This is a genomic window from Kitasatospora sp. NPDC056446, assembly GCF_042796115.1.
Lineage (GTDB): Bacteria > Actinomycetota > Actinomycetes > Streptomycetales > Streptomycetaceae > Kitasatospora.
The window spans coordinates 35,313-62,264 of the sequence record NZ_JBHTRF010000012.1 but is presented as its reverse complement, the minus strand read 5'-3'; the positions used below and the strand labels follow the sequence as shown (position 1 = coordinate 62,264).

The following is a 26,952-nucleotide window of genomic DNA, read 5'->3' as shown; positions in this document are numbered from 1 at the left end:
AGAGAGCTGGCACTGATGTCCGACGACAAGAAGCTGCTCGACTACCTCAGGCGCGCCACCGCGGAACTCGGTGACGCCCGGAGGCAGCTGCGCGAGGCCGAGCAGGCCCGCCACGAACCGATCGCCATCGTCTCCATGGCCTGCCGCTATCCCGGCGGCGCCGACACGCCGGAACTGCTGTGGGACCTGGTCTCCCGGGGTGCCGACGCGGTCTCCACCTGGCCGGTCAACCGCGGCTGGGACCTGGAGGGCCTCTACGACCCGGACCCGGAGCGGCCCGGCACCTCCTACACCCGGCACGGCGGCTTCCTCCACGACGCCGCCGAGTTCGACGCGGAGTTCTTCGGCATCTCGCCGCGCGAGGCCCTGGCCACGGACCCCCAGCAGCGGCTGGCACTGGAGACCGCCTGGGAGGCGGTCGAGCGGGCCGCGATCGACCCCCGCACGCTGCGGCGCACCGGCACGGGTGTCTTCCTCGGGGCGATCGGCAACGGCTACGGCGCGGGTTCGCGCCACCTCCCCGAGGTCCAGGGCCTGCTGGACACCGGGACCGCGAGCAGCGTGGTCTCCGGCCGGATCGCCTACACCCTGGGCCTGGAAGGGCCCGCGGTGACCGTGGACACGGCCTGCTCCTCCTCGCTGGTCGCCCTGCACCTGGCGATCCGGGCCCTGCGGGCCGGCGACTGCACGCTGGCCCTGGCCGGCGGGGTGTCGGTGATGGCGACCCCCGACGCGTTCGTGGCGTTCAGCCGCCAGCGCGCGCTGTCGGCCGACGGCCGCTGCAAGGCGTTCGGGGCCGACGCGGACGGAACCGGCTGGTCCGAGGGCGCCGGCGTCCTGCTGCTGGAACGGCTGTCCGACGCCCGGCGCAACGGGCACCCGGTGCTGGCCGTCATCCGGGGTTCGGCCACGAACCAGGACGGCGCGAGCAACGGACTGACGGCGCCGAACGGCCCGGCACAGCAGCGGGTGATCCGGGCGGCGCTCGCGGACGCGGGCCTGTCGGCGTCCGAGGTGGACGTGGTGGAGGCGCACGGCACCGGCACCACCCTCGGCGACCCGATCGAGGCGCAGGCCCTGCTGGCCACCTACGGCCGGCGGCGGCCCGCCGAACAGCCCTTGTGGCTGGGCTCGTTGAAGTCGAACATCGGCCACACCTCGGCGGCGGCCGGAGTGGGCGGCGTCATCAAGATGGTGCTGGCGATCGAGCACGGCGAAATGCCCAGGACCCTGCACGCGGACCGGCCGACGCCCATGGTGGACTGGTCGTCGGGAGCCGTGGAAGTCCTCTCCGAGGCCCGCGCCTGGGACGACACGGGACGCCCGCGCCGGGCGGGCGTGTCCGCCTTCGGCGTCAGCGGCACCAACGCCCACCTGATCCTGGAACAGGCCCCGGCGGAGGAAGCCGAACCGGTGGCCGACACCGCGGCCGGCGGCGACGCCTACCCGCTGCCCTGGGTGCTGTCGGGGCGCACCGACGAGGCGCTGCGCGACCAGGCGGCCCGGCTGCTGGCACACCTGAGCGCCGACCCCGCACCCCTGCGGGCCGCCGACACCGGCCGCGCCCTCGCCCTCACGCGGACCGCCTTCGAACGGCGCGCCGTGGTGGTGGGCACCGACCCGGACCGACTGCTCGACGGCGTGAAGGCGCTGGCGGAGGGCCGCTCGGTGCCCGGGCTGGTGCGGGGCGACGGCGTGTCCTCGGGTCGTTCGGTGCTGGTGTTCCCGGGTCAGGGTTCCCAGTGGGTGGGGATGGCCTCGGAGCTGCTGGCCGAGTCGGCGGTGTTCGCGGGGCGGATGGCGGAGTGTGAGCGGGCTCTGGCGCCTTATGTGGACTGGTCGTTGGCGGAGGCGCTGGGTTCGGAGGCGCTGCTGGCGCGGGTCGATGTGGTGCAGCCGGTGCTGTGGGCGGTGATGGTGTCGCTGGCGGAGGTGTGGCGCTCGTTCGGTGTGGTTCCGGACGCGGTGGTGGGCCACTCCCAGGGCGAGGTCGCGGCTGCGGTGGTGGCGGGTGGTCTGAGTCTGGAGGACGGGGCGCGGGTGGTCGCGTTGCGTTCCCGTGCGGTGGGTGCGTTGGCGGGTCGTGGCGGTATGGCGTCGGTGCCTCTGCCGGTGGAGGCGGTGCGGGAGCGGATCGCGGGCGGGTTGTCGGTGGCGGCGGTGAACGGTCCGTCGTCGACGGTGGTGTCGGGTGACGCGGACGCGGTGGCGGCACTGGTCGACGCGCTGGTCGGTGAGGATGTGCGGGCGCGGCTGATCGAGGTCGACTACGCGTCGCACTCCGCGCACGTCGAGGAGGTCCGTGAGCGGCTGCTCTCCGACCTGGACGGGATCACCCCTCTCGCGGGTTCGGTGCCGTTCTTCTCGACGGTGACGGGTGGTTGGCTGGACACGAAGTCCCTGGACGCCGAGTACTGGTACCGCAATCTCCGGGAGACCGTCGAGTTCGGGCAGGCCACGGCGGCGCTGCTGGCGGAGGGCTTCCGGTTCTTCGTCGAGGCCGGCCCGCACCCCGTGCTCACCTTCGGCGTCCAGCAGACCGCCGACGCGGCCGACACCGCCGACTCCGCGCAGGGCCCCGCCGTGGTCGTGGGCACCCTGCGGCGCGGCGAGGGCGGCCTCGACCGCTTCCTGACGTCCCTGGGAGAGGCCCACGCGGGCGGCCTGTCGCCCGACTGGGACCTGGTGTTCGCCGGACACCGTCCGGACGGCATCTCGCTGCCCACCTACCCCTTCCAGCGTCGCCCGTACTGGCTGGAGGACACCGGCCCGGCGGCGGGCGGTCCGTCCGGGACGTCCTCGGACGGCGACGACTTCTGGGAGGCCCTGGGCGGCGGCGACCTGGACCGGTTCACCACGACCCTGGGGGTGACGCCCGAGGACCCGCTGAACGTGGTGCTCCCCGCGCTCGCCACCTGGCGCACCGAGCGCACCGAGCGTTCGGTGGTCGACTCCTGGCGCTACCGGGTGGCCTGGCGAGCCCTGCCCGAGGGGCCCCCGGTCGCACTGGACGGCACCTGGCTCGTGCTGTCCTCGGACGGTCCGCCCGAGGACGGGGTGCCCGAGGACGGGGCGCGCCGATCGGAGACGACCGTCCGGGTCATGGAGCAGGCCGGGGCTTCGGTGGTCCACCTCCGCATCGCCGAGGCGGAGGCCGACCGTGCCGTGCTGGCCGACCGGGTTCGGGCGTCCCTCGACGCGCTGCCCGGCCCGGTGACGGGAGTGCTGTCGCTGCTGGGCCTCGACGAGCGCCCGCACTCGGCGTACCCCTCCGTCCCGCTGGGCGCCGCGCTCAACCTGGCCCTGCTGCAGGCCCTCGGAGACGCCGGGATCGACGCGCCCCTGTGGTGGGCGACCCGGGGCGCGGTGTCGGTCGGCGGCACGGACACCGGGAGCGCGGTCAGCGCCGCGCAGAACCTGCTCTGGGGTCTGGGCCGGGTCGCCGCGCTGGAGTTCCCGCAGCGCTGGGGCGGCCTGATCGACCTCCCGGAGGTCCTGGACACGGACACCGCCGTGCGGCTGTGCCGGGTGCTGGCCGGCGGCGCCGGGGACGAGGACCAGGTCGCCGTACGGGCCACCGGCTGCCACGGCCGACGGCTGGTCCGGTCCGCCCTGGGCGACACCGCGCCGCGGCGCAGCTGGCGGCCCGGGGGCACCGTGCTGATCACCGGCGGCACCGGTGGGATCGGCGCGCAGATCGCGCGCTGGCTGGCCCGGCGGGGAGCCGGGCACCTGGTGCTGGTCAGCCGGCGCGGCGCGGACGCGCCGGGTGCGCCGGAGCTCTCCGAGGAACTGGCCGCGCTCGGCACCCGGGTCACCCTGGCCGCGTGCGACGTCGCCGACCTGGAGGCCCTGCGCGAGCTCAAGGACGGCCTCGAACAGGACGGCCACCCGATCAGCACCGTCTTCCACGCCGCAGGGGCCGGGCTGCTGGTGCCACTGCCCGACACCGACGCGGACGAGTTCGCCGACACCTTCCACGCCAAGGTCGGCGGGGCCAGGAACCTGGACCTGCTCTTCGACCGGGACACGCTCGACGCGTTCGTGCTGTTCTCCTCCATCTCCGGGGTGTGGGGCAGCGCCGTCCACGGCGCCTACGCCGCCGCCAACGCCTACCTCGACGGCCTCGCCGAGGACCGCAGGAGCCGAGGCCTCGCCGCGACCTCCGTGGTGTGGGGCATCTGGAGCCCCGAGGGCGGGGCCGGCGGGATGGCGGCCGAACTGGCGGAGGACACCCTGCGCGGCCACGGCGTGCTCTTCATGCCGCCCGCGGTCGCGATCACCGGGCTCCAGCAGGTCCTGGACCACGACGAGACGGTCGTCGTGGTCGCCGACATCGACTGGGACCGCTTCGCGACGGTCTTCACCTCGGCCCGCCCCAGCCCGCTGATCGGGGAACTCCCCGAGGTGCGCACCGCGCTGGCCGCCGAGCCGGAGACCGGCGGGACCGGGGCCCAGGGAACGCCCTCGGCGCTGCGCGACCGGCTGGAGCCGCTCCCGGCGGCCGAGCGGACCCGGGTGCTGGTCGACCTGGTCCGCACCCACGCGGCCGCCGTCCTCGGCCACGACTCGCCGGACGCGGTCGCCCCCGGCCGTGCCTTCCGCGACCTGGGCTTCGACTCCCTGACCGCCGTGGACATGCGCAACCGGCTCAACACCGCCACCGGCCTGCGGCTCCCGGTCACCGTCGTCTTCGACTACTCGTCGGCGACCGCGCTCGCCCGGCGCGTGGAGACCGGACTGCTCGGCGACGCCGAGGAGCCCGCCACCGTCCGGCCGCTCCCGTCGGCGGCACCCGCCGCGGACGACGACCCCATCGTGATCGTCTCCATGAGCTGCCGCTACCCCGGCGGCGTCCGCACCCCCGAGGACCTGTGGCACCTGGTCGCCGACGGGCGCGACGCCGTCTCCGGGCTGCCGTCCGACCGGGGCTGGGACCTCGACGCGCTGTACGACGCGGACCCCGACCGGCCCGGCCGGAGCTACGCCGCCGCGGGCGGGTTCGTCACGGACGCGGACCGGTTCGACCCCGGGTTCTTCGGGATTTCGCCGCGCGAGGCCCTGGCCATGGACCCGCAGCAGCGACTGCTGCTCGAAACCTCCTGGGAGGCGATCGAGCGCGCCGGCATCGACCCGGCGACCCTGCACGGCACCCCGACCGGCGTCTTCACCGGCGCCTCCTACCAGGGCTACGGCGGCACCCTGCGCGACGTCCCCGAGGAACTGGAGGGCCTGTTCATCGCGGGCATCTCCACCAGCGTCCTGTCCGGGCGGGTCGCCTACCAACTCGGCCTCCAGGGGCCCGCCGTGACCGTGGACACGGCCTGCTCCTCGTCCCTGGTGGCGGTCCACCTCGCCGCCCAGTCGCTGCGCTCGGGCGAATGCGCGCTGGCCCTGGCGGGCGGCGTCACCGTGATGGGTACCCCGCTGTCGTTCACCGGCTTCAGCCGGCAGCGCGGGCTCGCCGAGGACGGGCGCTGCAAGTCCTTCGCCGCCTCGGCGGACGGCTTCGGCATGGCCGAGGGCGTGGGCCTGCTGCTCCTGGAACGGCTCTCGGACGCCCGGCGCAACGGCCACCCGGTGCTCGCGGTGCTGCGCGGCTCGGCGATCAACCAGGACGGCGCGAGCAACGGGCTGACCGCGCCCAGCGGCCTGGCCCAGCAGCGGGTGATCCGCGACGCGCTGGCGAACGCCCGACTGACGGCCGCCGACGTGGACGCCGTCGAGGCGCACGGCACCGGCACCCGGCTGGGCGACCCGATCGAGGCCGACGCGCTGCTGGCCACCTACGGCCAGGACCGGCCGGCCGACCGGCCGGTGTGGCTCGGGTCGCTGAAGTCGAACATCGGGCACACCCAGGCCGCCGCCGGAGTCGGCGGCATCATCAAGATGGTGCTGGCGATGGGGCACGGCGAGCTGCCGCGGACCCTGCACATCGACCGGCCGTCCCCGAACGTCGACTGGACGGCGGGCGCCGTCGCCCTGCTGACCGAGGCCGCCCCCTGGCCGGAGACGGGCCGGCCGCGCCGGGCCGGCGTGTCCTCGTTCGGCCTGAGCGGCACCAACGCCCACGTCGTCATCGAGCAGCCGCCCGCCGAGTCCGAGCCCGCGCCCGTACCCGCTCCCGCGCCCGTACCCGCTTCCGTACCCGGGGCGTCCGTCGTCCCGTGGGTCCTGTCCGGGCGGACCGCCGAGGCGGTGAAGGCCCAGGCGGAGCGGCTGCACGCGTACCTGACGGAGCACCCGGAGCTGTCCTCCGTCGACGTCGGCCACTCCCTGGCCACCACCAGGACCGCCTTCGAGCACCGCGCGGCCGTCGTCGGCGACGACCGCGCGACCCTGCTGGGCGGCCTGGCCGCGCTGGCCGCGGGAGAGCGCGCACCCGGCCTGGTCGAAGGCACCGTCGCCCGGTCGGCCAGGACCGTCTTCGTCTTCCCCGGCCAGGGATCCCAGTGGGCCGGCATGGCCCGGGAACTGCTGGACCACGCCCCGGTCTTCGCCGACCGGATCGCGGCCTGCGAACGCGCCCTCGCCCCGCACCTGGACTGGTCGCTGCTCGCCGTCCTGCGGGACGAGCCCGACGCGCCCCCGCTGGACCGGGTGGACGTGGTGCAGCCGGTGCTGTTCGCCGTGATGGTGTCGCTGGCCGAGCTGTGGCGGGCGCACGGGGTCGTCCCCGACGCCGTGGTCGGCCACTCCCAGGGGGAGATCGCCGCCGCCTGCGTGGCCGGCGCGCTCTCGCTGGACGACGCGGCCCGGATCGTCGCCCTGCGCAGCCGGGCCCTGACGGCCCTGACCGGACGCGGCGGCATGCTGTTCGTGCCGCAGCCGGTCGAGGCCGTCCGCGAAGCACTGTCCGCCTACGACGGGGAACTCGACGTCGCCGCGGTCAACGGGCCGACGTCGGTGACGGTCTCCGGCGACCCGGCGGCGCTGGAACGGCTGCGCGAGCAGTACTCCGAAGCGGGCGTCCTGGCCTGGCCGGTCCCCGGCGTGGACTTCGCCGGGCACTCGCCCCAGGTGGAGGAGCTCCGGGAGGAACTGCTCACCCTTCTCGGCGGCACCGCACCGCGGACGTCCGACATCCCGTTCTACTCCACGGTCAGCGGCGGCCCCCTGGACACTGCGGGCCTGGACGCCGCGTACTGGTACGAGAACCTGCGCCGGCCGGTGGAGTTCGGACGGGCGGTCGACGCGCTCATCGCCGACGGGCACCACACCTTCGTCGAGTGCAGCACCCACCCCGCGCTGACCGTCTGGCTCCAGCAGGCCGTCGAAGCGGCCGGGGCCGGCGACGGAGCCGTCGTCGGTACCCTGCGCCGCGCCGAGGGCGGCCCCGGCCGCTTCCTCGCCGCGCTCACCGAACTCCAGGTGCGCGGACTGCCGGTGGACTGGGGCACGGTGTTCGCCGGAACCGGCGCGCGCAAGCGACCGCTGCCCACCTACGCCTTCCAGCAGCAGCGCTACTGGCTGGACACCACCCCCGACCGGGCCGCCGACGCCGTGACCGGCACCGACGCCGTGACCGGCACCGGCCCGGCCGACTCCGGCTTCTGGGAGGCGGTCGACCACGGGGACCTGGACGCCCTCGCCACCACCCTGCGGGTCGAGGACGGCGAACTGAGGGCCTCCCTCGCCTCCCTGGTGCCCACCCTCGCCGAGTGGGCGCGCGGCCGGGCCGGCGACCGGACCGCCGACGGCTGGCGCTACCGGGTCGCCTGGAAGCCCCTGCCGGCACCCGAGCGGCCCCGGCTCACCGGCAGCTGGCTCGTCGTCGCCCCGGCCGGCGCCGCCGACGACCCGGCCGTCGCGTTCGCGGCGGACTCCCTGCGCCGGCACGGCGCCACGCCCGTCCTGGTCGAGGCGGGCCCCGACGCGACCGACCGGGCACGGTTCGCCGCACTGCTCCGCGACGCCGACGAGCACACCGACGGGCCGGCCGCCGGAATCCTGTCGCTGCTCGCCCTGGCCGAGGAACCACACGGCGACGGATCGGCGCTTCCCCGCGGCCTCACCCTGACGGTCGCCCTCCTCCAGGCCCTGGGCGACCTCGGCACCGGCGCCCCGCTCTGGTGCGCCACCCGGGGCGCGGTGTCGGTCGGCCGCTCCGACCGGATCGACAGCACCCTCCAGGCCCTGGTCTGGGGCCTCGGCGGGGTCGCCGGCGTCGAGTACCCGCAGCGGTGGGCCGGCCTGGTCGACCTGCCGCGACGGCTCGACGACCGGGCCGCGACCCGGCTCGCCGAAGCGCTGACGGGCTCCGACGGCGAGGACCAGCTGGCGGTACGCGCCACCGGCCTCTACGGCCGCAGGGTCGTCCACGCCGGACTCGGTGACACCGCCCCCGTCCGCGACTGGACGCCCGAGGGCACCGTCCTGATCACCGGCGGCACCGGCGGCCTCGGCGCCCAGATCGCCCGATGGCTCGCCCGCACCGGCAGCGCGCACCTGCTGCTCACCAGCCGGCGCGGCGCGCAGGCCCCGGGGGCCGACGCCCTGCTGGCCGAACTGCGCGGACTCGGCGCCGCCGCCACCGCGGTGGCCTGCGACGTCGCGGACCGCGACGCGCTGGCGGACCTGCTCGCCGGCATTCCGGCCGAGCGCCCGCTGCGCGCCGTCCTGCACACCGCGGGCGTCCTCGACGACGGGGTGATCGACTCGATCACCCCCGAACGCGCGGCCGGCGTCCTGCGCCCCAAGCTCGACGGCGCACGCAACCTCGACGAGCTCACCCGTGGACTCGACCTGACCGCCTTCGTGCTGTTCTCCTCGCTCGCCGGCACGCTCGGCGGCACCGGCCAGGGCAGCTACGCCGCCGCCAACGCCTACCTCGACGCCCTGGCCCGGCAGCGCCGCGACCTCGGCCTGACCGGCACCTCGGTGGCCTGGGGCCTGTGGGGCGGCGACAGCCTCGCCTCCGGAGCGGTCGCCGAACGGCTGATCCGGGACGGCCTGCCCGCCATGGACCCCGCCGCGGCCACGATCGCGCTGCGCCGGGCCCTCGACCACGACGACACGGCCGTCCTCGTCGCCGACTTCGCCTGGGACCGCTTCACCCGGGCGTTCACCGCGCTGCGGCCCAGTGCCGCCCTCGGGGACCTGCCCGAGGTACGGGACGTCCTCGCCGCCGCGGCCGGGCCCCGGAGCACGGCCGACGGTGCCGAGCCGCCGGCCCTGCGGCTGGCCGCACTGCCCCCGGCGGACCGGGACCGGGCCCTGCTGGACCTGGTCCGCAGCGAGGTCGCCGCCGTGCTCGGCCACCCCGGGCCCGAGGCGGTGGGGCCCGACCAGGCGTTCAAGGAGATCGGCTTCGACTCGCTGATCGCCGTCGAACTGCGCAACCGGCTCGCCGCGGCCACCGGCCTGCGCCTGTCGGTGACCCTGGCCTTCGACTACCCCACGGCCACGGCCCTGGCCGGACACCTGCGCACCGAACTGCCGGGGGCGCCCGCCACGCAGACGCCCGACGCTCCCGGGCAGCTGCCCGCGGCCGCCGCGGTGCCCGAGGACGAGGCGATCGCCGTGGTCGCCATGAGCTGCCGCTACCCCGGCGGCGTCACCACCCCCGAGGAGCTGTGGGAGCTCGTCGCGGGCGGACAGGACGCGATCACCGGCTTCCCCACCGGGCGGGGCTGGGACCTGGACGGCCTCTACGACCCGGACCCGGACCGGGTCGGCAGCACCTACGCGCGGGAGGGCGGCTTCCTCCACGACGCCGACCGCTTCGACCCGGCCTTCTTCGGGATCTCCCCGCGCGAGGCGCTGACCATCGACCCGCAGCAGCGGCTGCTGCTCGAACTCTCCTGGGAGGCGTTCGAGCGGGCCGGCATCGACCCGCTGTCACTCAAGGGCAGCGCGAGCGGCGTCTTCGTCGGATGCAGCCACCACGACTACGGGTCGCGCGTCACCGAACCCTCCGAAGAGCTCGAGGGCTACCTCGGCATCGGCAGCGCGGGCAGCGTGGCGTCCGGGCGGATCTCCTACAGCCTCGGCCTCGAAGGGCCCGCGGTGACCATCGACACGGCGTGCTCCTCGTCGCTGGTCGCGGTCCACCTCGCGGCCCGGTCGCTGCGGGCCGGCGAATGCTCGCTGGCGCTCGCCGGCGGGGTGACCGTGATGTCGACACCGGGCGCGTTCGTGGAGTTCAGCCGGCAACGGGTGCTCGCCGAGGACGGCCGCTGCAAGCCGTTCGCCGCTGCCGCCGACGGCACCTCCTGGGCCGAGGGCGCCGGACTGCTCGTCCTGGAACGCCTCTCGGACGCCCGGCGCAACGGCCACCCGGTGCTCGCCCTCGTCCGCGGCTCCGCCGTCAACCAGGACGGCGCCAGCAACGGCCTGACCGCCCCCAACGGCCCCTCCCAGCAGCGGGTGATCCGGGCGGCCCTCGCCGACGCCGGACTGACCGCCTCCGAGGTCGACGCGGTGGAGGCGCACGGCACCGGGACCCGGCTGGGCGACCCGATCGAGGCCCAGGCGCTCCTGGCCACGTACGGCCGGGAACGCGGCGCCCAGCAGCCGCTGCTGCTGGGGTCGCTGAAGTCGAACATCGGACACAGCCAGGCCGCCGCCGGCGTCGCCGGCATCATCAAGATGGTGCAGGCCATGCGGCACGGGGCGCTGCCGCGCACCCTGCACGTCGACGCGCCGACACCCCACGTCGACTGGTCGGCCGGCGCGGTCCGGCTGCTCACCGAGGACACCCCGTGGCCGGAGACCGGCCGCCCCCGGCGGGCCGCGGTGTCGTCGTTCGGAGTCAGCGGCACCAACGCCCACACCATCCTCGAACAGCCCACCGAACCGACCCCGGCGACCGCCCCCGTCGCCCCCGCCGAGCCCGCCCTGCCCTGGCTGCTCTCCGCCCGTGGCGCGGACGCGCTGCGGGAGCAGGCCGCCCGGCTGCTCCGGCACGTGGAGCAGGCCCCGACCCTCGCCGTCGCGGACCTGGGCCGCGCCCTGGCGCTGAACCGCAGCGCCTTCGAGCACCGGGCCGCCCTCACCGGCACGGACCGGCAGACCCTGATCCAGGCGCTCACCGCCCTCGCCGCCGGCGAGCCGTCGGCGGACCTGGTGAGCGGTGTCACCGGACAGGCCGCGAAGACCGCCTTCCTGTTCCCCGGCCAGGGCAGCCAGCGCACCGGCATGGGCGCCGAACTGTACGCGCGGTTCCCGGTCTTCGCCGACGCCTTCGACGCGGTCTGCGCGGAACTCGACCCGCTGCTCGACCACCCGCTGCGGGAGGTGATCGACGCGGCCCCCGGCGACCCCGGCCACGGCCTGCTGGACCGCACCGAGTACACCCAGCCCGCCCTGTTCGCCCTCGGCGTCGCACTCTTCCGCCTCGTCGAGCACTGGGGCGTGCGTCCCGACCGGCTGCTCGGCCACTCCGTGGGCGAGCTGGCCGCCGCCCACGTCGCCGGGGTGTTCACCCTGCCCGACGCCGCGGCACTGGTGGTCGCGCGGGGACGGCTGATGCAGGCCCTCCCGGCGGGCGGCGCGATGGTCGCCCTCGCCGCCGGGGAGGAGGAGGTGCTGCCGCTGCTCGCGGGCCGCGAGAGCGACGCCGGCCTCGCCGCGGTCAACGGCCCGGCCTCGACCGTGATCTCCGGCGACGCGGCGGTGGTGGACGAGATCGCCGCGGTGCTCGCCGCGCGCGGCCGCAAGACCCGACGGCTGCCGGTCTCCCACGCCTTCCACTCGCCCCTCATGGAGCCGATGCTCGCCGAGTTCCGCGAGGTCGTGGCACGGATCGTCCCGGGGGAGGCCACCGTCCCCGTCATCTCCGACCTGACGGGCGAGCCGGCCACCGCCGAGCAGCTCGGCTCACCGGACTACTGGGTGGAGCACGTGCGCGGCACCGTCCGCTTCCAGGACGGCATACGCCACCTGGAACGCGACGGCGTCACCGCGTTCCTCGAACTCGGAGCCGACGGCGCGCTCACCGCCATGGGCCAGGACTGCCTGACCGGCGCCACCGGCAGCCCCGTGCTGGTGCCCCTGCTGCGCAAGGACCGGCCCGAAGCACCGGCGGCGACGGCCGCCCTGGCCCGGCTGCACGTCGTGGGCGTCCCCGTGGACTGGAACGCCGTCCACTCCGGCGGCCCGTCCCGCTCCGCCGTCGACCTGCCGACCTACGCCTTCCAGCGCGGCAGCTACTGGCTGGAGGCCGGCCCGGCCACGGCCGACCTGCCCGCGGCCGGACTGCTGGCGGTCGACCACCCGCTGCTCGGCGCCGGAACGGAACTCGCGGACTCCGACGGGTTCCTCTTCACCGGCAGGTTCTCGGTCCGCAGCCACCCCTGGCTGGCCGACCACGGCGTCTACGAGGGCGTGCTGTTCCCCGCCACCGCGTTCCTGGAACTCGCGGTCCGCGCGGGCGACCAGGTCGGCTGCGACCAGGTCGAGGAACTGACCCTGGAGGCACCGCTGGTGCTCCCGGCGGGCGGAGCCGTCGCGTTCCAGCTCACCGTCGGAAGCCCGGACGCCTCCGGCACCCGACCGCTGAGCGTCCACGCCCGGGCCGCCGACGCCGGCCCCGACGCCCCCTGGACCCGGCACGCCAGCGGCCTGCTCACCTCCGCCGCGGCGCCCGAACCGGCGGACCCGGCGGACCCCGAGGCCTGGCCGCCGCCCGGAGCCGTCCCCCTCGACACGGAAGGCCTGTACGACCGCTTCGCGGGCGGCGGATTCGCCTACGGCCCCGCGTTCCAGGGCCTGCGCGCGGCCTGGCGGCTCGGCGACGAGGTGTACGCCGTCGCGAGCCTGCCGGAGGAGCAGCGGCCGGACGCCGGCGCGTTCGGCCTGCACCCGGCCCTGCTGGACGCCGCCCTGCACGCGCTGGTGTTCGACGTCCTGGAGGGGCCGGCGCAGGGCTGGCTGCCGTTCTCCTGGAACGGGGTGCGCCTGCACGCCTCCGGCGCCACCGAACTCCGGCTGCGGCTGACCCCCACCGGCCGCGACGCCGTCGCCGTACGGGCGACCGACGCCACCGGCCGGCCGGTGGTCTCGGCCCGCTCCCTCGTCCTGCGACCCGTCTCGGCCGACCGCTTCAAGGCCACCCGCGCCGGACACCACGAGGAACTGTTCCGCCCCGAGTGGCAGGCCCTGCCCGAGGGCGCCGCGACGGGCACCGACCCCGGCCCGGAGTCCTGGACCGTGCTCGGCACCGCGACGCCCCTGCCCTCCGGCGCCGCGCCGCTCCCCGGCCGTACGGTCACCGACCTCGCCGCGCTGTCCGCACTGCTCGACGCGGGCGCCCCGGTGCCCCGGCTGGTCCTGGCCGCCTGCCCGCCCGCCCCGGCCCCGTCCGCGCCGCCCGGCACCCTCCGCGACGCGGTCCACGACGGCCTCGGCACGGTCCTCGCCCTGCTGCGCGACTGGCTGGCCGAGGAGCGCCTGACCGGCTCCAAGCTGGTCCTGGTCACCGCGGGCGCGGTCCCGGTGACCGGCGACCGCGACGCACCGGACCCGGCGCTGGCCGCGCTCTGGGGCATGGTCCGCTCGGCGCAGACCGAGAACCCCGACCGCTTCGTCCTGCTGGACCTGGACGCCCACGAGACCCCGCCCGCCGTCCTCGCCGAAGCCCTCGCCTCCGGGGAACCCCAGCTCGCGATCCGGGCCGGGACCGTCCACGTCGCCCGGCTGGCCCGCGTACCGCTGTCCGCCGCCGGGCGCACACCCGGCTGGGGCGGCGACGGAACCGTCCTGATCACCGGCGGCACCGGCGCCATCGGCGCCCACGTCGCCCGCCACCTGGCCGCCGAACACGGCGTCCGGCACCTGCTGCTGACCAGCCGCAGCGGCCCCGCCGCCGACGGCGCGGCGGACCTCCTCGCCGAACTCGCCGCCCTGGGCGCGCACGCCGAGATCGCCGCCTGCGACGCCGCCGACCGCGACGCCCTCGCGGCCCTGCTGGCCGCCCTGCCCGCCGCACACCCGCTGACCGGGGTGGTGCACGCCGCCGGCGTCCTGGCCGACGGCGTCGTCGCCACCATGACGCCCGAGCAACTGGACCTCGTCCTGCGCCCCAAGGTGGACGCGGCGGTCAACCTGCACGAGCTCACCGCCGGCCTGGACCTGTCCGAGTTCGTGCTGTTCTCGTCCATCGCCGGAGTCTTCGGCGGCATGGGCCAGGGCAACTACGCCGCCGCCAACGCCTTCCTGGACGCACTGGCCCACCGGCGCCGCGCCGACGGGCTGCCCGGCCGCTCCATCGCCTGGGGCCTGTGGGCCAACAGCACCGGGATGACCGGCGGGCTCACCGAGGCCGACCTGCGACGGATCGCCCGGGGCGGGATCGTCGCCTTCGACCCGGCCGAGGGACTGGCACTGTTCGACACGGCCGGCACCCTCGACGAGCCGGTCGTCCTCCCGCTGCGGCTCGACACCGCGGCCGTCCGCGCCCAGGCCGGCACCGGCGGCGTCCCCGCCCTGCTGCGCGGCCTGGTGCGCCCCGGCGCCCGGCGCGGCGCCGCCGGCCCCGCCGCCGGCACCGGCACCGACGGGCCCGAAGCCCTGAAGCAGCGCCTCGGCTCCCTCAACGAAACCCAGCGCGGCCGGGTGCTCCTCGACCTGGTCCGCTCCCACGCCGCCCTGGTGCTCGGCCACAGCGGCCCGGCCGCCGTCGAGCCCGGACGCGGCCTGCTGGAGGTCGGCTTCGACTCGCTGACCGCGGTGGAACTGCGCAACCGGCTGCGCGCCGCCACCGGCCACCCCCTGCCGGCCACCCTGCTCTTCGACCACCCCACCCCGGCCGCGATCGCCGGACACCTCGTCGCCGAACTCGTCCCCGACGCCGGGCCCGGCCCGGTCCCCGGCCTGGCCGAACTCGACCGCCTGGAAGGCGCCCTCGACGGCGGCGTCGACGACCCGGCGGGCCGCGAACGGCTCGCCGACCGGCTCCGGGAACTCCTGGGCCGCCTCGACCAGGCGGCCACCGCGGCCGACGGCGACGGCACGGCAGCCGACTCCATCGAGGACCGCATGGACGGCGCCAGCGACGACGAACTCTTCGACCTCATCGACAACGAACTCGGCCTGTCATGACACCGACCCGACACGCGAACCAGGACGGCGACTCCCGATGGTGAACGACGACAAGCTGAGGGACTACCTCAAGCGCGTGACGGCGGATCTGCACCACACCCGCCGGCGCCTGACCGAGGCCGAGGAAGCGGGCCGCGAACCGATCGCGATCGTCGCGATGAGCTGCCGCTACCCCGGCGGCGTACGGTCCCCCGAGGACCTGTGGCGCCTGGTCACCGACGGCACCGACGCCATCACCGGCTTCCCCCGCGACCGGGGCTGGGACCTGGACCACCTGGACGACCCGGAGCAGCTGCGCGAGGGCACCAGCCACACCGCCCTGGGCGGATTCCTCGACGACGTCGGGCACTTCGACCCCGGATTCTTCGGGATCTCCCCGCGCGAGGCGCTCGCGATGGACCCGCAGCAGCGCCTCCTCCTGGAGACCACCTGGGAGGCGTTCGAACGGGCCGGCATCGACCCCGCGACCCTGCGGGGCAGCAAGACCGGCGTCTTCGCCGGGGTGATGTACCAGGACTACGCGGTACGGCTGCGCCAGGTCCCCGACGACGTGGCCGGCTACGTCGGCAGCGGCAGCTCCGACAGCGTCGCCTCGGGCCGCGTCGCCTACACCTTCGGTCTGGAGGGCCCGGCGGTCAGCATCGACACCGCCTGCTCCTCCTCACTGGTCGCCATCCACCTCGCCGCCCAGGCCCTGCGGTCCGGCGACTGCACCCTGGCCCTGGCCGGCGGCGCGATGGTCATGTCGACACCCGTCCCGTTCGTGGAGATGAGCCGCCAGGGCGGCCTGGCCCGGGACGGCCGCTGCAAGTCCTTCGCCGCCTCCGCCGACGGCACCGGCTGGGGCGAGGGCGTCGGCATGCTCCTGCTGGAGCGCCTCTCCGACGCCCGGCGCAACGGCCACCCGGTCCTCGCCGTGGTCCGCGGCACCGCCGTCAACCAGGACGGCGCCAGCAGCAGGCTCACCGCCCCCAACGGCCCCGCCCAGCAGCGCGTCATCCGCCACGCCCTGGCCAACGCCGGACTCACCCCCGCCGACGTGGACGTGGTCGAGGCGCACGGCACCGGCACCCCGCTGGGCGACCCGATCGAGGCCCAGGCCCTGCTGGCCACCTACGGGCAGGACCGCGCGGACGGGCAGCCGCTGCTGCTCGGCTCCCTGAAGTCCAACATCGGGCACACCCAGGCGGCGGCCGGCGTCGGCGGCGTCATCAAGACCGTCCTCGCCATGCGGCACGGCACCGTCCCTCCCACGCTGCACGCGCAGGACCCGTCCCCGCAGATCGACTGGACGGCGGGCGCGGTACGCCTGGTCACCGCGAACACCCCCTGGCCCGAGACCGGACGGCCGCGCCGGGCCGCGGTGTCCTCCTTCGGCGTCAGCGGCACCAACGGACACGTCGTCCTGGAACAGGCGGACGAACCCGTCCCGGAACAGGCCGACGAACCCGCCGCCCCCGCCGCCCCCGGTGTCCTCCCGTGGGTGCTCTCCGGCCGCACCGCCGAAGCGCTGCGCGCCCAGGCCGCACGGCTCCGCGACCACCTCGACGCCCACCCCGGACCCGGCCCGGCCGAGGTCGGCCACGCCCTCGCGACGACCCGCGCCGCGCACGAGCACCGGGCGGTCCTGATCGGCGCCCACCCCGACGAGTTCCGGGCCGGCCTCGACGCCCTGGCGGCCGGCCGCACCGTCCCCGGCCTGGTCCTCGGCACCGCCGGAACCGGCGGCGAAGTCGCCCTGGTGTTCCCCGGACAGGGCTCCCAATGGGCCGGCATGGCCGTCGGACTCCTCGACTCCGCCCCCGCCTTCGCCGCCCGCATCGCGGACTGCGAACGCGCCCTGGCCCCCTACGTCGACTGGTCCCTGGAAGCCGTCCTGCGCGGCGCCCCCGGCACCCCGCCGGCCGAACGCGTCGACGTGGTGCAGCCGGCGCTGTGGGCCGTCATGGTCTCCCTGGCCGAACTGTGGCGCTCCCACGGCATCACCCCCGGCGCCGTCATCGGCCACTCCCAAGGCGAGATCGCCGCCGCCGTGGTGGCGGGAGCGCTGAGCCTGGAGGACGGGGCGAAGGTCGTCGCCCTGCGCAGCCGCGCCATCCGCGCGCTGTCCGGCCGCGGCGGCATGGCCTCGGTGGCCCTGCCCGCCGAACAGGTCGCCGAACACCTCGCATCCTGGGACGGCCGGCTCTCCGTCGCCGCCGTCAACGGACCCGCCTCCACCGTGGTCTCCGGCGACACCGACGCGCTCGACGCGTTCCTCGACCGGACGACGGCCCTGGACATCCGCAGCCGGCGCATCCCCGTCGACTACGCCTCGCACAGCGCCCACGTCGAGGACATCCGCACCGAACTGCTCGCCCGGCTCGACGGACTGACCCCCCGCCCGTCCGCCGTCCCGTTCTACTCCACCCTCAGCGGCGGCTTGCTGGAGGACACCACCGCCCTGGACGCCGACTACTGGTACCGCAACCTGCGCGGGACCGTCCGCTTCGAACAGGCGACCCGCGCCCTGCTCGCCGACGGCTACCAGGTCCTCCTGGAGAGCAGCCCGCACCCCGTCCTCACCGTCGGTGTCCTGGAGACCGCCGAGGACGCGGGCGCCGACGCCACCGCCGTGGGCACCCTGCGCCGCGACGACGGCGGCCCGCGCCGGTTCACCGAGTCCCTGGCCGAACTCCACCTGCGCGGAGTCTCCCCGGACTGGGACACCGTCTTCGCCGACCGCCGCCCCGGACGGGTGGAACTGCCCACCTACGCCTTCCAGCGTGACCCGTACTGGCTGGAGGACGGCGCCGCGCCCGTCGGCGACGTCACCTCCGCCGGCCTGACCCCCGCCGACCATCCGCTGCTGGGCGCCGTCGTGGTCCTCGCGGACAGCGACGGCCTGCTCCTCACCGGCCGCCTGTCGGCCCGCACCCACCCGTGGCTCGCCGACCACGCCGTCGGCGGCCGGGCACTGCTCCCGGGCACCGCCTTCCTGGAACTCGCGCTCCAGGCCGGAGCCCGCGTCGGCTGCCCCCGGGTCGAGGAGTTCACCCTCGAGGCCCCCCTGGTGCTGCCCGAACACGGCGGCACCGTGCTGCGCCTCACCGTGGGCGCCCCCGACTCCCGGGGCCACCGCCCGCTCAGCCTGCACTCCCGGCCGGACACACCCGTCGACGGCGACCCCGACGGCGCCCTCGACGACGGTTGGACCAGGCACGCCGAAGGCGTCCTGGCCCAGGACGGCGCGGATGGCACCGAGGCCGCCGGGCCGCTGCCCTGGCCGCCGCCCGGCGCCGAACCCCTCGACCTCGACGGACTGTACGACCGCTTCGCGGCGGGCGGATTCGCCTACGGCCCGGCCTTCCAGGGCCTGAGCGCGGTCTGGCGGCGCGGCGACGAGCTGTTCGCGGAGGCCGTCCTGCCCGCCGGGCCCGCACCCGACGCCGCCCGCTTCGGCCTGCACCCGGCCCTGCTGGACGCGGCCCTGCACGCCACCGGTGTGCCCGGCACCCCCGGCGCGCAGGCCCACCCCGAGGGACGGCTGCCGTTCTCCTGGAACGGCGTGACCCTGCACGCCACCGGCGCCGGCGCGATCCGCGTCCGGCTCGCCCCGGCCGGGCCCGACGCCGTGACGCTCGCCGTCGCCGACGCGACCGGCGCCCCCGTGGCGACCGTGGACGCACTGGTCCTGCGGCCCGCGGGCACCGTCGGCCTCGGCGCCGACCGCGCCCCCCAGGGCCGCCGCCACCAGGACCTCTACGCGACGGAGTGGGTCACCGCACCCCCGCGCGGCAGCGGCGCACCCGTCCACCGCACCGTGGACCTGGCCACGCTGTCGGCCGCCGTCGACGCCGGAACCCCGGTACCCGAAACGGTCCTGCTCGCCTGCGCGGAGCCCACGGACGCGGCCGGACCGGCCGCGGCCGTCCGCGCGGTCGTCCACCAGGCCCTCGGCGACGTCCGGACCTGGCTCGCCGACGACCGCTTCGCCGGCTCCCGCCTGGTGTTCGCCACCCGGGGCGCCGTCGCCACAGGGGAGGGGGAGGACGTCCGCAACCCCGCGCACAGCGCGCTCTGGGGCCTGGTCCGCTCGGCCCAATCCGAACACCCCGGGCGCTTCGCCCTGCTCGACCTCGACGCCGACGACGAGCACGGCACCTCCGCGGGCATCGACGCGGCCCTCGCCTCGGGAGAACCGCAGTCCGCCGTCCGCGGCGACGACGTCCGCGTACCCCGGCTGGCCCGGGTCCTCAGGAACGACCCGGACCTCCCGGACGACGCGGCAGGGCCCCTCCGGGCCTTCGACCCGGACGGCACGGTCCTCATCACCGGCGGCACCGGCCTGCTCGGCTCCCACGTCGCCCGCCGCCTGGTCACCGGGCACGGCGTCCGGCACCTGCTGCTGCTCTCCCGCGGCGGCCCGGCCGCCGCCGGAGCCGACGAACTGCGGGCCGAACTCGCCGCGCTGGGAGCCGAGACCGCCGTCGTCGCCTGCGACGCCGCCGACCGGGCCGCCCTGGCCGCCGTACTCGCTGACCTGCCGCCCGCGCACCCGCTGACCGCCGTGGTCCACACCGCGGGCACCCTCGACGACGGCGTCGTCACCTCGCTCACCCCCGAACGGGTGGACGCCGTGCTGCGCCCCAAGGTCGACGCCGCCCTCCACCTGCACGAACTGACCCGCGACCTCGACCTGACGCACTTCGTGCTCTTCTCCTCGGCCGCGGGCACCTTCGGCGGCCCCGGACAGGCCAACTACGCCGCCGCCAACGCCTTCCTCGACGCCCTGGCCGTCCGGCGCCGGGCGGCGGGCCTGGCCGGCCAGTCCCTGGCCTGGACCCTGTGGGAGCAGCCCAGCGCCCTCACCGGACACCTGGACGAGGACGACGTACGACGCCTCGCCCGGTCCGGGATGCCGCCGCTCTCCACCGAGCGGGGACTCGCGCTCTTCGACACCGCCCTCACCGTGGACCGGGCCGCCCTGGTCCCGATGCGCCTCGACACCGCGGCCCTGCGGTCCGCGGCGGCGGACGGCACCCTGCCGCCGCTGCTGCGCGGCCTGGTGCGCACACCGCCGCGCCGGGCGGCCACGGCCGCGCAGGCGACGGCCGACGACAACGCCCTGCGCCGGCGCCTCGCGGCCCTCGACGGCACCGGACGGACCCGGCTGCTCGTCGAACTCGTCCGCACCCACGCGGCCGCCGTCCTCGGCCACGCCTCCCCGGACGCCCTCGACCCCGGACGGGCCTTCCGCGAACTGGGCTTCGACTCCCTGGCCTCGGTGGAACTGCGCAACCGCCTGAACGCCGCCACCGGCCTGCGGCTCCCCGCCAGCCTGGTGTTCGACCACCCGACCCCGGCCGCGCTCGCGGACTTCCTGGGCGCCGGACTCACGGACACGGAAGCGACCAGGGCCGCCCTGCCCGCCGTACCCGCAGGGCCGGCCGGCCGGGACCGGGACGCGGACGACGACCTGATCGCGATCGTCTCCGCGGCCTGCCGCCTCCCCGGCGACGTCCGCTCACCCGAGGACCTGTGGCGGATGCTCGCCGAGGGCCGCGACGGCGTCTCCGGGTTCCCCACCGACCGGGGCTGGAGCCTGGACACGCTCTACGACCCCGACCCCGACCGCATCGGCACCTCCGTCACCCGCGACGGCGGCTTCCTCCACGACGCCGCCGACTTCGACGCGGAGTTCTTCGGCATCTCGCCGCGCGAGGCGGCGGCCATGGACCCGCAGCAGCGGCTGCTCCTGGAGACCACCTGGGAACTCTTCGAGCGCGCGGCCATCGACCCGTCCACCCTGCGCGGCGCCCCCGTCGGCACGTACGTCGGCCTGATGCAGCAGGACTACGCGGCCCGGTTGTTGCCCTACATCCCCGAGGACGTCGAAGGATTCCTCGGCACCGGCAACTCGGGCAGCGTCGTCTCCGGACGCCTGGCCTACTTCTTCGGCCTGGAGGGCCCTGCCGTCACCGTGGACACGGCGTGCTCGTCCTCGCTGGTGGCCCTGCACCTCGCGGTACGGGCGCTGCGATCCGGCGAATGCTCGCTGGCCCTGGCCGGCGGCGTCAACGTGATGTGCAGCCCCGAACTGTTCGTCGAGTTCAGCCGACAGGGCGGACTCGCCCCGGACGGCCGCTGCAAGTCCTTCGCCGCGGCGGCCGACGGCACCGCCTTCGGCGAAGGCACGGGCATGCTGCTGGTGGAGCGCCTGTCGGACGCGCGGCGCAACGGGCATCCGGTGCTGGCGGTGATCCGTGGTTCGGCGGTGAACCAGGACGGTGCGAGCAACGGGCTGACGGCGCCGAACGGTCCGTCGCAGCAGCGGGTGATCCGTGCGGCGCTGGCGGACGCGGGGCTGACGGTGTCGGACGTGGACGTGGTGGAGGCGCACGGCACGGGCACGCGGCTGGGTGACCCGATCGAGGCCCAGGCGCTGCTGGCCACGTACGGGCAGGACCGTCCGGCGGACCGTCCGGTGTGGATCGGCTCGCTGAAGTCCAACATCGGCCACGCCTCGGCCGCCGCCGGTGTGGCGGGGGTCATCAAGTCGGTGCTCGCCCTGCGGCACGGCGTGATGCCCAAGACATTGCACGTGGACGGGCCGACGCCCGAGGTGGACTGGTCGGCGGGAGCCGGCCGGTTGCTGACGGAGGCCCGTACGTGGGACGACACGGGCCGTCCGCGCCGGGCCGGGGTGTCCTCCTTCGGCGTCAGCGGCACCAACGCCCACGTCATCCTCGAACAGGCCCCGGCCGACCCGACAGCCCCCGCGGACGGGCCCGTCGACGGGCCCGGGACACCGGAGGCCGTACCCGCCGCCGTCCCCCTGCTCCTCTCGGCGCGCACTCCGGAGGCGCTGTGCGCCCAGGCCGCGGCGCTGTCGGCCCGGATCGGAGACGGCTCGGGCGTCCGCGCCGTGGACGTGGCCTTCTCCCTGGCCACGGGCCGCAGCGCGCTGGGACACCGCGCGGTGCTGGTGGGCACGGAGGAAAACCTCGCCGAGCACCTGGCCGCGCTGTCACAGGGTGCTGCGGCGGGTTCCGGCGGGTTGGTTTCCGGCCGTTCGGTGCTGGTGTTCCCGGGGCAGGGTTCGCAGTGGGTGGGGATGGCCTCGGAGTTGCTGGCCGAATCGGCGGTGTTCGCGGGGCGGATGGCGGAGTGTGAGCGGGCTCTGGCGCCTTATGTGGACTGGTCGTTGGCGGAGGCGCTGGGTTCGGAGTCCCTGCTGGCGCGGGTCGATGTGGTGCAGCCGGTGCTGTGGGCGGTGATGGTGTCGCTGGCGGAGGTGTGGCGTTCGTTCGGTGTGGTTCCGGACGCGGTGGTGGGCCACTCCCAGGGCGAGGTCGCCGCTGCGGTGGTGGCGGGCGGCCTGAGCATCGACGACGGGGCGCGGGTGGTCGCGCTGCGTTCCCGTGCGGTGGGTGCGTTGGCGGGCCGTGGCGGGATGGCGTCGGTGCCTCTGCCGGTGGAGGCGGTGCGGGAGCGGATCGCGGGCGGGTTGTCGGTGGCGGCGGTGAACGGTCCGTCGTCGACGGTGGTGTCGGGTGACGCGGACGCGGTGGCGTCGCTGGTCGACGCGCTGGTGGCGGAGGGGGTGCGGGCTAGGCTGATCGAGGTCGATTACGCGTCGCACTCCGCGCATGTCGAGGAGGTCCGGGAGCGGCTGCTCTCCGACCTCGACGGCATCGTGCCCCTGTCCGGCAGGGTGCCGTTCTTCTCGACGGTGACGGGCGGTTGGCTGGACACGGAGGTCCTGGACGCCGAGTACTGGTACCGAAACCTGCGGGAGACGGTGGAGTTCGGGCAGGCCACGGCGGCGCTGCTGGGGGAGGGCTTCCGGTTCTTCGTCGAGGCCGGCCCGCACCCCGTGCTGTCGGTCGCGGTGGGGGAGTCGGTGGAGGCCGCCGGCGTGGACGCCGCCGTGCTGGGGACGTTGCGGCGTGACGAAGGCGGCCTGGCCCAGGTGCTGCGTGCGGTGGGCCGTGCGTGGGAGCGTGGGTTGGAGGTGGACTTCTCGGGTGCGTTCCCGGGGGCGCGGCGGGTGGACCTGCCGACGTACGCCTTCCAGCGCAGCCGCTACTGGCTGGACGTTCCGACCACGAGCTGGGACGTCGCCTCGGCGGGTCTCACCACGACCGGGCACCCGCTGCTCGGTGCGGCGACGCAGGTCGCGGACTCCGACGAGCTGCTGCTCAGCGGCCGGATCTCGCTGCGTACCCACCCCTGGCTCGCCGACCACGCGGTGTCGGGCGTCGTCCTCTTCCCCGGCACGGCGTTCCTCGAACTCGCGCTGCGCGCCGGGGCCGAGGCGGGCTGCCCGGTCGTCGAGGAACTCACCCTCGGATCGGCGCTCGTGCTCCCGGAGGAGGGAGCCGTCCACCTCCAGCTCCGGGTCGCCGCACCCGACGGTGACGGCCGGCGCAGGCTCGGCCTGTTCGCCCGTACGGCACGGGACGCCGACGCGCCCTGGACCGAGCACGCCACCGGCACTCTGGCACCCCGGCCCGCCGGGGACCCGGCCGCAGCCTCGGCCGGTCTGCTGAGCTGGCCGCCGTCCGGTGCCGAACCCGTGGACACCGGCGACCTCTACGAGCGCTTCGCCGAGGCCGGCTACCACTACGGCCCCGCCTTCCGCGGCATCCGTGCCGCGTGGCTGCGCGGCGGCGAGGTGTTCGCCGAGGTGGTGCTGCCGGAGCCGCAGCACGCCGACGCCGCCGGATGCGTACTGCACCCCGCGCTGCTGGACGCGGCCCTCCAGACCGCCGCACTGCTGCCCGACCAGGACGGCCTGGCCCGGCTGCCCTTCAGCTGGAACGGCGTGGCCGGCGGGATCACCGGGGCCACCACGCTGCGCGTGCGGCTCGCCGGCGACACGCCGGACACCGTGACCCTGCACGCCCACGACCTGTCCGGACGGCAGGTGCTCGGCGTGGAGGCCCTGCTGCTGCGGCCCGCGGCCGCCGGCGGGCCGCTCTCCGCGACCGCCCACGCCGACCTGCTGTACCGCCTCGACTGGACCCCGGCCACCGACCCGGCCGACAGCGCCGTGCCCACCTGGGCGGCCCTCGGCGGTGCCGTCCCCGGCGCGGTGTCATGGCAGGACATCGACGCCCTGGGGGCCGCCCTCGAAGCGGGCGCCGCCCTCCCCGAGGTGATCGTGGCGGCCGTCGCCACCGCCGACCTGCCCGACCCCGCCGACCGGGTCCGGGCCACCGCACACCAGGGCCTCGCCCTCGTGCAGCGGTGGCTGGCCGACGAGCGGTTCGCCGCGGCCAGGCTGGCCCTGCTCACCAGGGACGCGGTCCGTACCGGACCGGTCGACCGTCCCGTCGATCCCGCCCAGGCCGCCCTGTGGGGCCTGGTGCGCAGCGCGCGGGCCGAGCACCCCGGGCGCTTCGTCCTCATCGACGCGGCCGGGACCGGCGAGCCGGCGGACGCCGTGCCCGCGGCGCTCGCCGCCGGGGAACCCGAGCTGGCGCTGCGGACCGGCCCGCCGCTGCTGCCGCGGCTGGTCCGCGGCGGCCGGCCGGACGGCACGCTGTCCCTGCCGGACGGCGCCGCCTGGCGGCTCACCACCGACGGCCGGGGCTCCATCGAGGACATCGCGGCGGAGCCCGCTCCGGCGGCCCTCGCCCCGCTGGGCAAGGGTGAGGTACGGATCGCGGTGCGCGCCGCCGGGCTGAACTTCCACGACGTCATCGCCGCGCTCGGACTGGACCCCGACCCCGAACAGCAGGGCCTGGGCAGCGAGGGCGCCGGAACCGTCATCGAGGTGGGCCCTGGTGTGGACGACCTGGCACCCGGGGACCGGGTGATGGGGATCTTCGGGGGCGCGTTCGGCCCGACCGCCGTCGCCGACCGCCGTACCGTCGCCCGGATACCGGAGGACTGGTCCTTCGCCCGCGCCGCATCCGTGCCGGTGGTGTTCCTCACCGCCTACTACGGTCTGTTCGATCTCGGCGGACTGCGGCGCGGGGAATCGGTACTGGTCCACGCCGCGGCCGGCGGTGTCGGTATGGCGGCGGTGCAACTCGCCCGGCACGCCGGCGCGCGGGTGTTCGCGACCGCCTCCCCCGCCAAGTGGGACGTCCTGCGGGCCGGCGGACTGGACGACGCGCACATCGCCTCGACCCGTACCACCGACTTCGCCGAGACGTTCCTGACGGCCACCGGCGGGCGGGGCGTCGACGTCGTACTCGACAGCCTGGCGCGGGAGTTCGTCGACGCCGGTCTGCGGCTGCTGCCGAACGGCGGCCGGTTCGTGGAGATGGGCAAGACCGACGTCCGCGACCCCGAGACGGTCGCCCGGCAGCACCCCGGGGTGCGCTACCGGGCGTTCGACCTGATGGAGGCCGGTCCGGAACGCATCGGCGAGATGCTCGCCGAGGTCCTGGACCTGTTCCGGCAGGGAGTGCTGCGTCCTCTGCCCGTCACCGGCTGGGACGTCCGGCAGGCCCCGGCCGCCCTGCGCTCGCTCAGCCAGGCCCGGGGCGTCGGCAAGAACGTCCTGCTGCTGCCCGCTCCGCCGGACCCCGAAGGGACCGTCCTGGTCACCGGGGCCACCGGCACCCTGGGACGGCTCCTGGCCCGGCACCTGGTCGTCGCGCACGGCACCCGGCACCTGCTGCTGGCGGGCCGCCGGGGCGGATCCGCCGACGGAATGCCGGAGCTGGTACGGGAACTGACCGGGCTCGGGGCGTCGGTGACCGTCGCGGCCTGCGACGTCGCCGACCGCGCCGCGCTCGCCGCCCTGCTCGGGTCGGTGCCCGCCGCGCACCCGCTCACCGCCGTCGTCCACGCGGCCGGTGTCCTGGACGACGCCACGATCGCGGGGCTGACACCGGAGCGGCTCGACCGCGTCCTGCGGCCCAAGGCGGACGCGGCGCTGGCCCTGCACGAACTCACCCGGGACCTCGACCTCGCGGCGCTGGTCCTGTTCTCCTCGGGCGCCGCCCAGTTCGGCGCGGCCGGGCAGGCGAATTACGCCGCCGCCAACGCGGTCCTCGACGCCCTCGCCGCCGAGCGCCGGGCCGAGGGGCTGCCCGGCCTGTCCATCGGCTGGGGCCTGTGGGAGGAGCGCAGCGAGATGACCGCCGCCGTCACCGCGGGCCGGGGCGCCGGGGCGGGCGCGCTGACCTCGGCGGAGGGCCTCGCCCTGTTCGACGCGGCACTGCACTCCCCGTACGCCTACCGGCTCGCGGCCAGGATCGCCCCGTCCGTGCTGCGGGCGGACGACCGGCTGCCCGCCGTGCTCCGCGGCCTGGTCCGCCCCGCCCGTAGCGGTGCCGCCTCGGTCGCGGCGCCGGCCCGCTCGATGGCGCTGCAGCTCGCCGAGCTGCCCGAGGCCGAGCTGTACCGGACCCTGCTCGACCTGGTGCGCGGCAACGCCGCGGCGGTGCTCGGCCACAGTTCGCCGAACCGGATCCGCCCGGCCCGCCCGTTCAAGGACGTCGGCTTCGACTCCCTCACCGGGGTCGAACTGCGCAACCGGCTGGTGTCCTCGACCGGGCTGCGGCTGCCGGCCGCGCTCGTCTTCGACCACCCCACCCCGGAGGCACTGGCACGCCACCTCGCCGAGCGGGCCACCGCCGCCCGCCCGACGGGCGACGAGGCGGTCCGGGCCGGGCTCGACACCCTGGAGGCCCTGCTCGACGCCCTGCCGCCGGACGGCGTCAGCGACGAACTCGCCGCCCGGATACGGGACGTGCTGTCCCGCCCGCTGCCCGGCGGGACACCGGCCGCCACCGCCCGCCCCACGGCCGACGCGGACGACCTGGCCCCCGACCTGATCGAGGCGGCCAGCGACGACGAGATGTTCGACTACATCGACCGGCAGTTGGGATCCGCATGACCGGGGCACCGGTCCGCGCACCCCGCGGGCCCCGCGCAGCCCGAGACGAGACCCGAGCAGCCCGAGAC

At 76.1% G+C, this 26,952-nt stretch carries 2 protein-coding genes; both read left to right on the top strand.

Going from position 1 to position 26,952, the window contains the following annotated elements; all coding sequences use genetic code 11:
• Positions 1 to 15 precede the first annotated feature (15 nt).
• Positions 16 to 15,042 carry a type I polyketide synthase gene (locus ACFQ6N_RS10960; protein WP_380648449.1) on the top strand — a complete coding sequence of 5,009 codons (15,027 nt, stop codon included), beginning with the start codon at positions 16 to 18 and terminating at the stop codon, positions 15,040 to 15,042.
• A gap of 37 nt (positions 15,043 to 15,079) precedes the next feature.
• Positions 15,080 to 26,884, top strand: coding sequence for an SDR family NAD(P)-dependent oxidoreductase (locus ACFQ6N_RS10955; protein ID WP_380648448.1), 11,805 nt, complete (start codon positions 15,080 to 15,082; stop codon positions 26,882 to 26,884).
• Positions 26,885 to 26,952 lie beyond the last annotated feature (68 nt).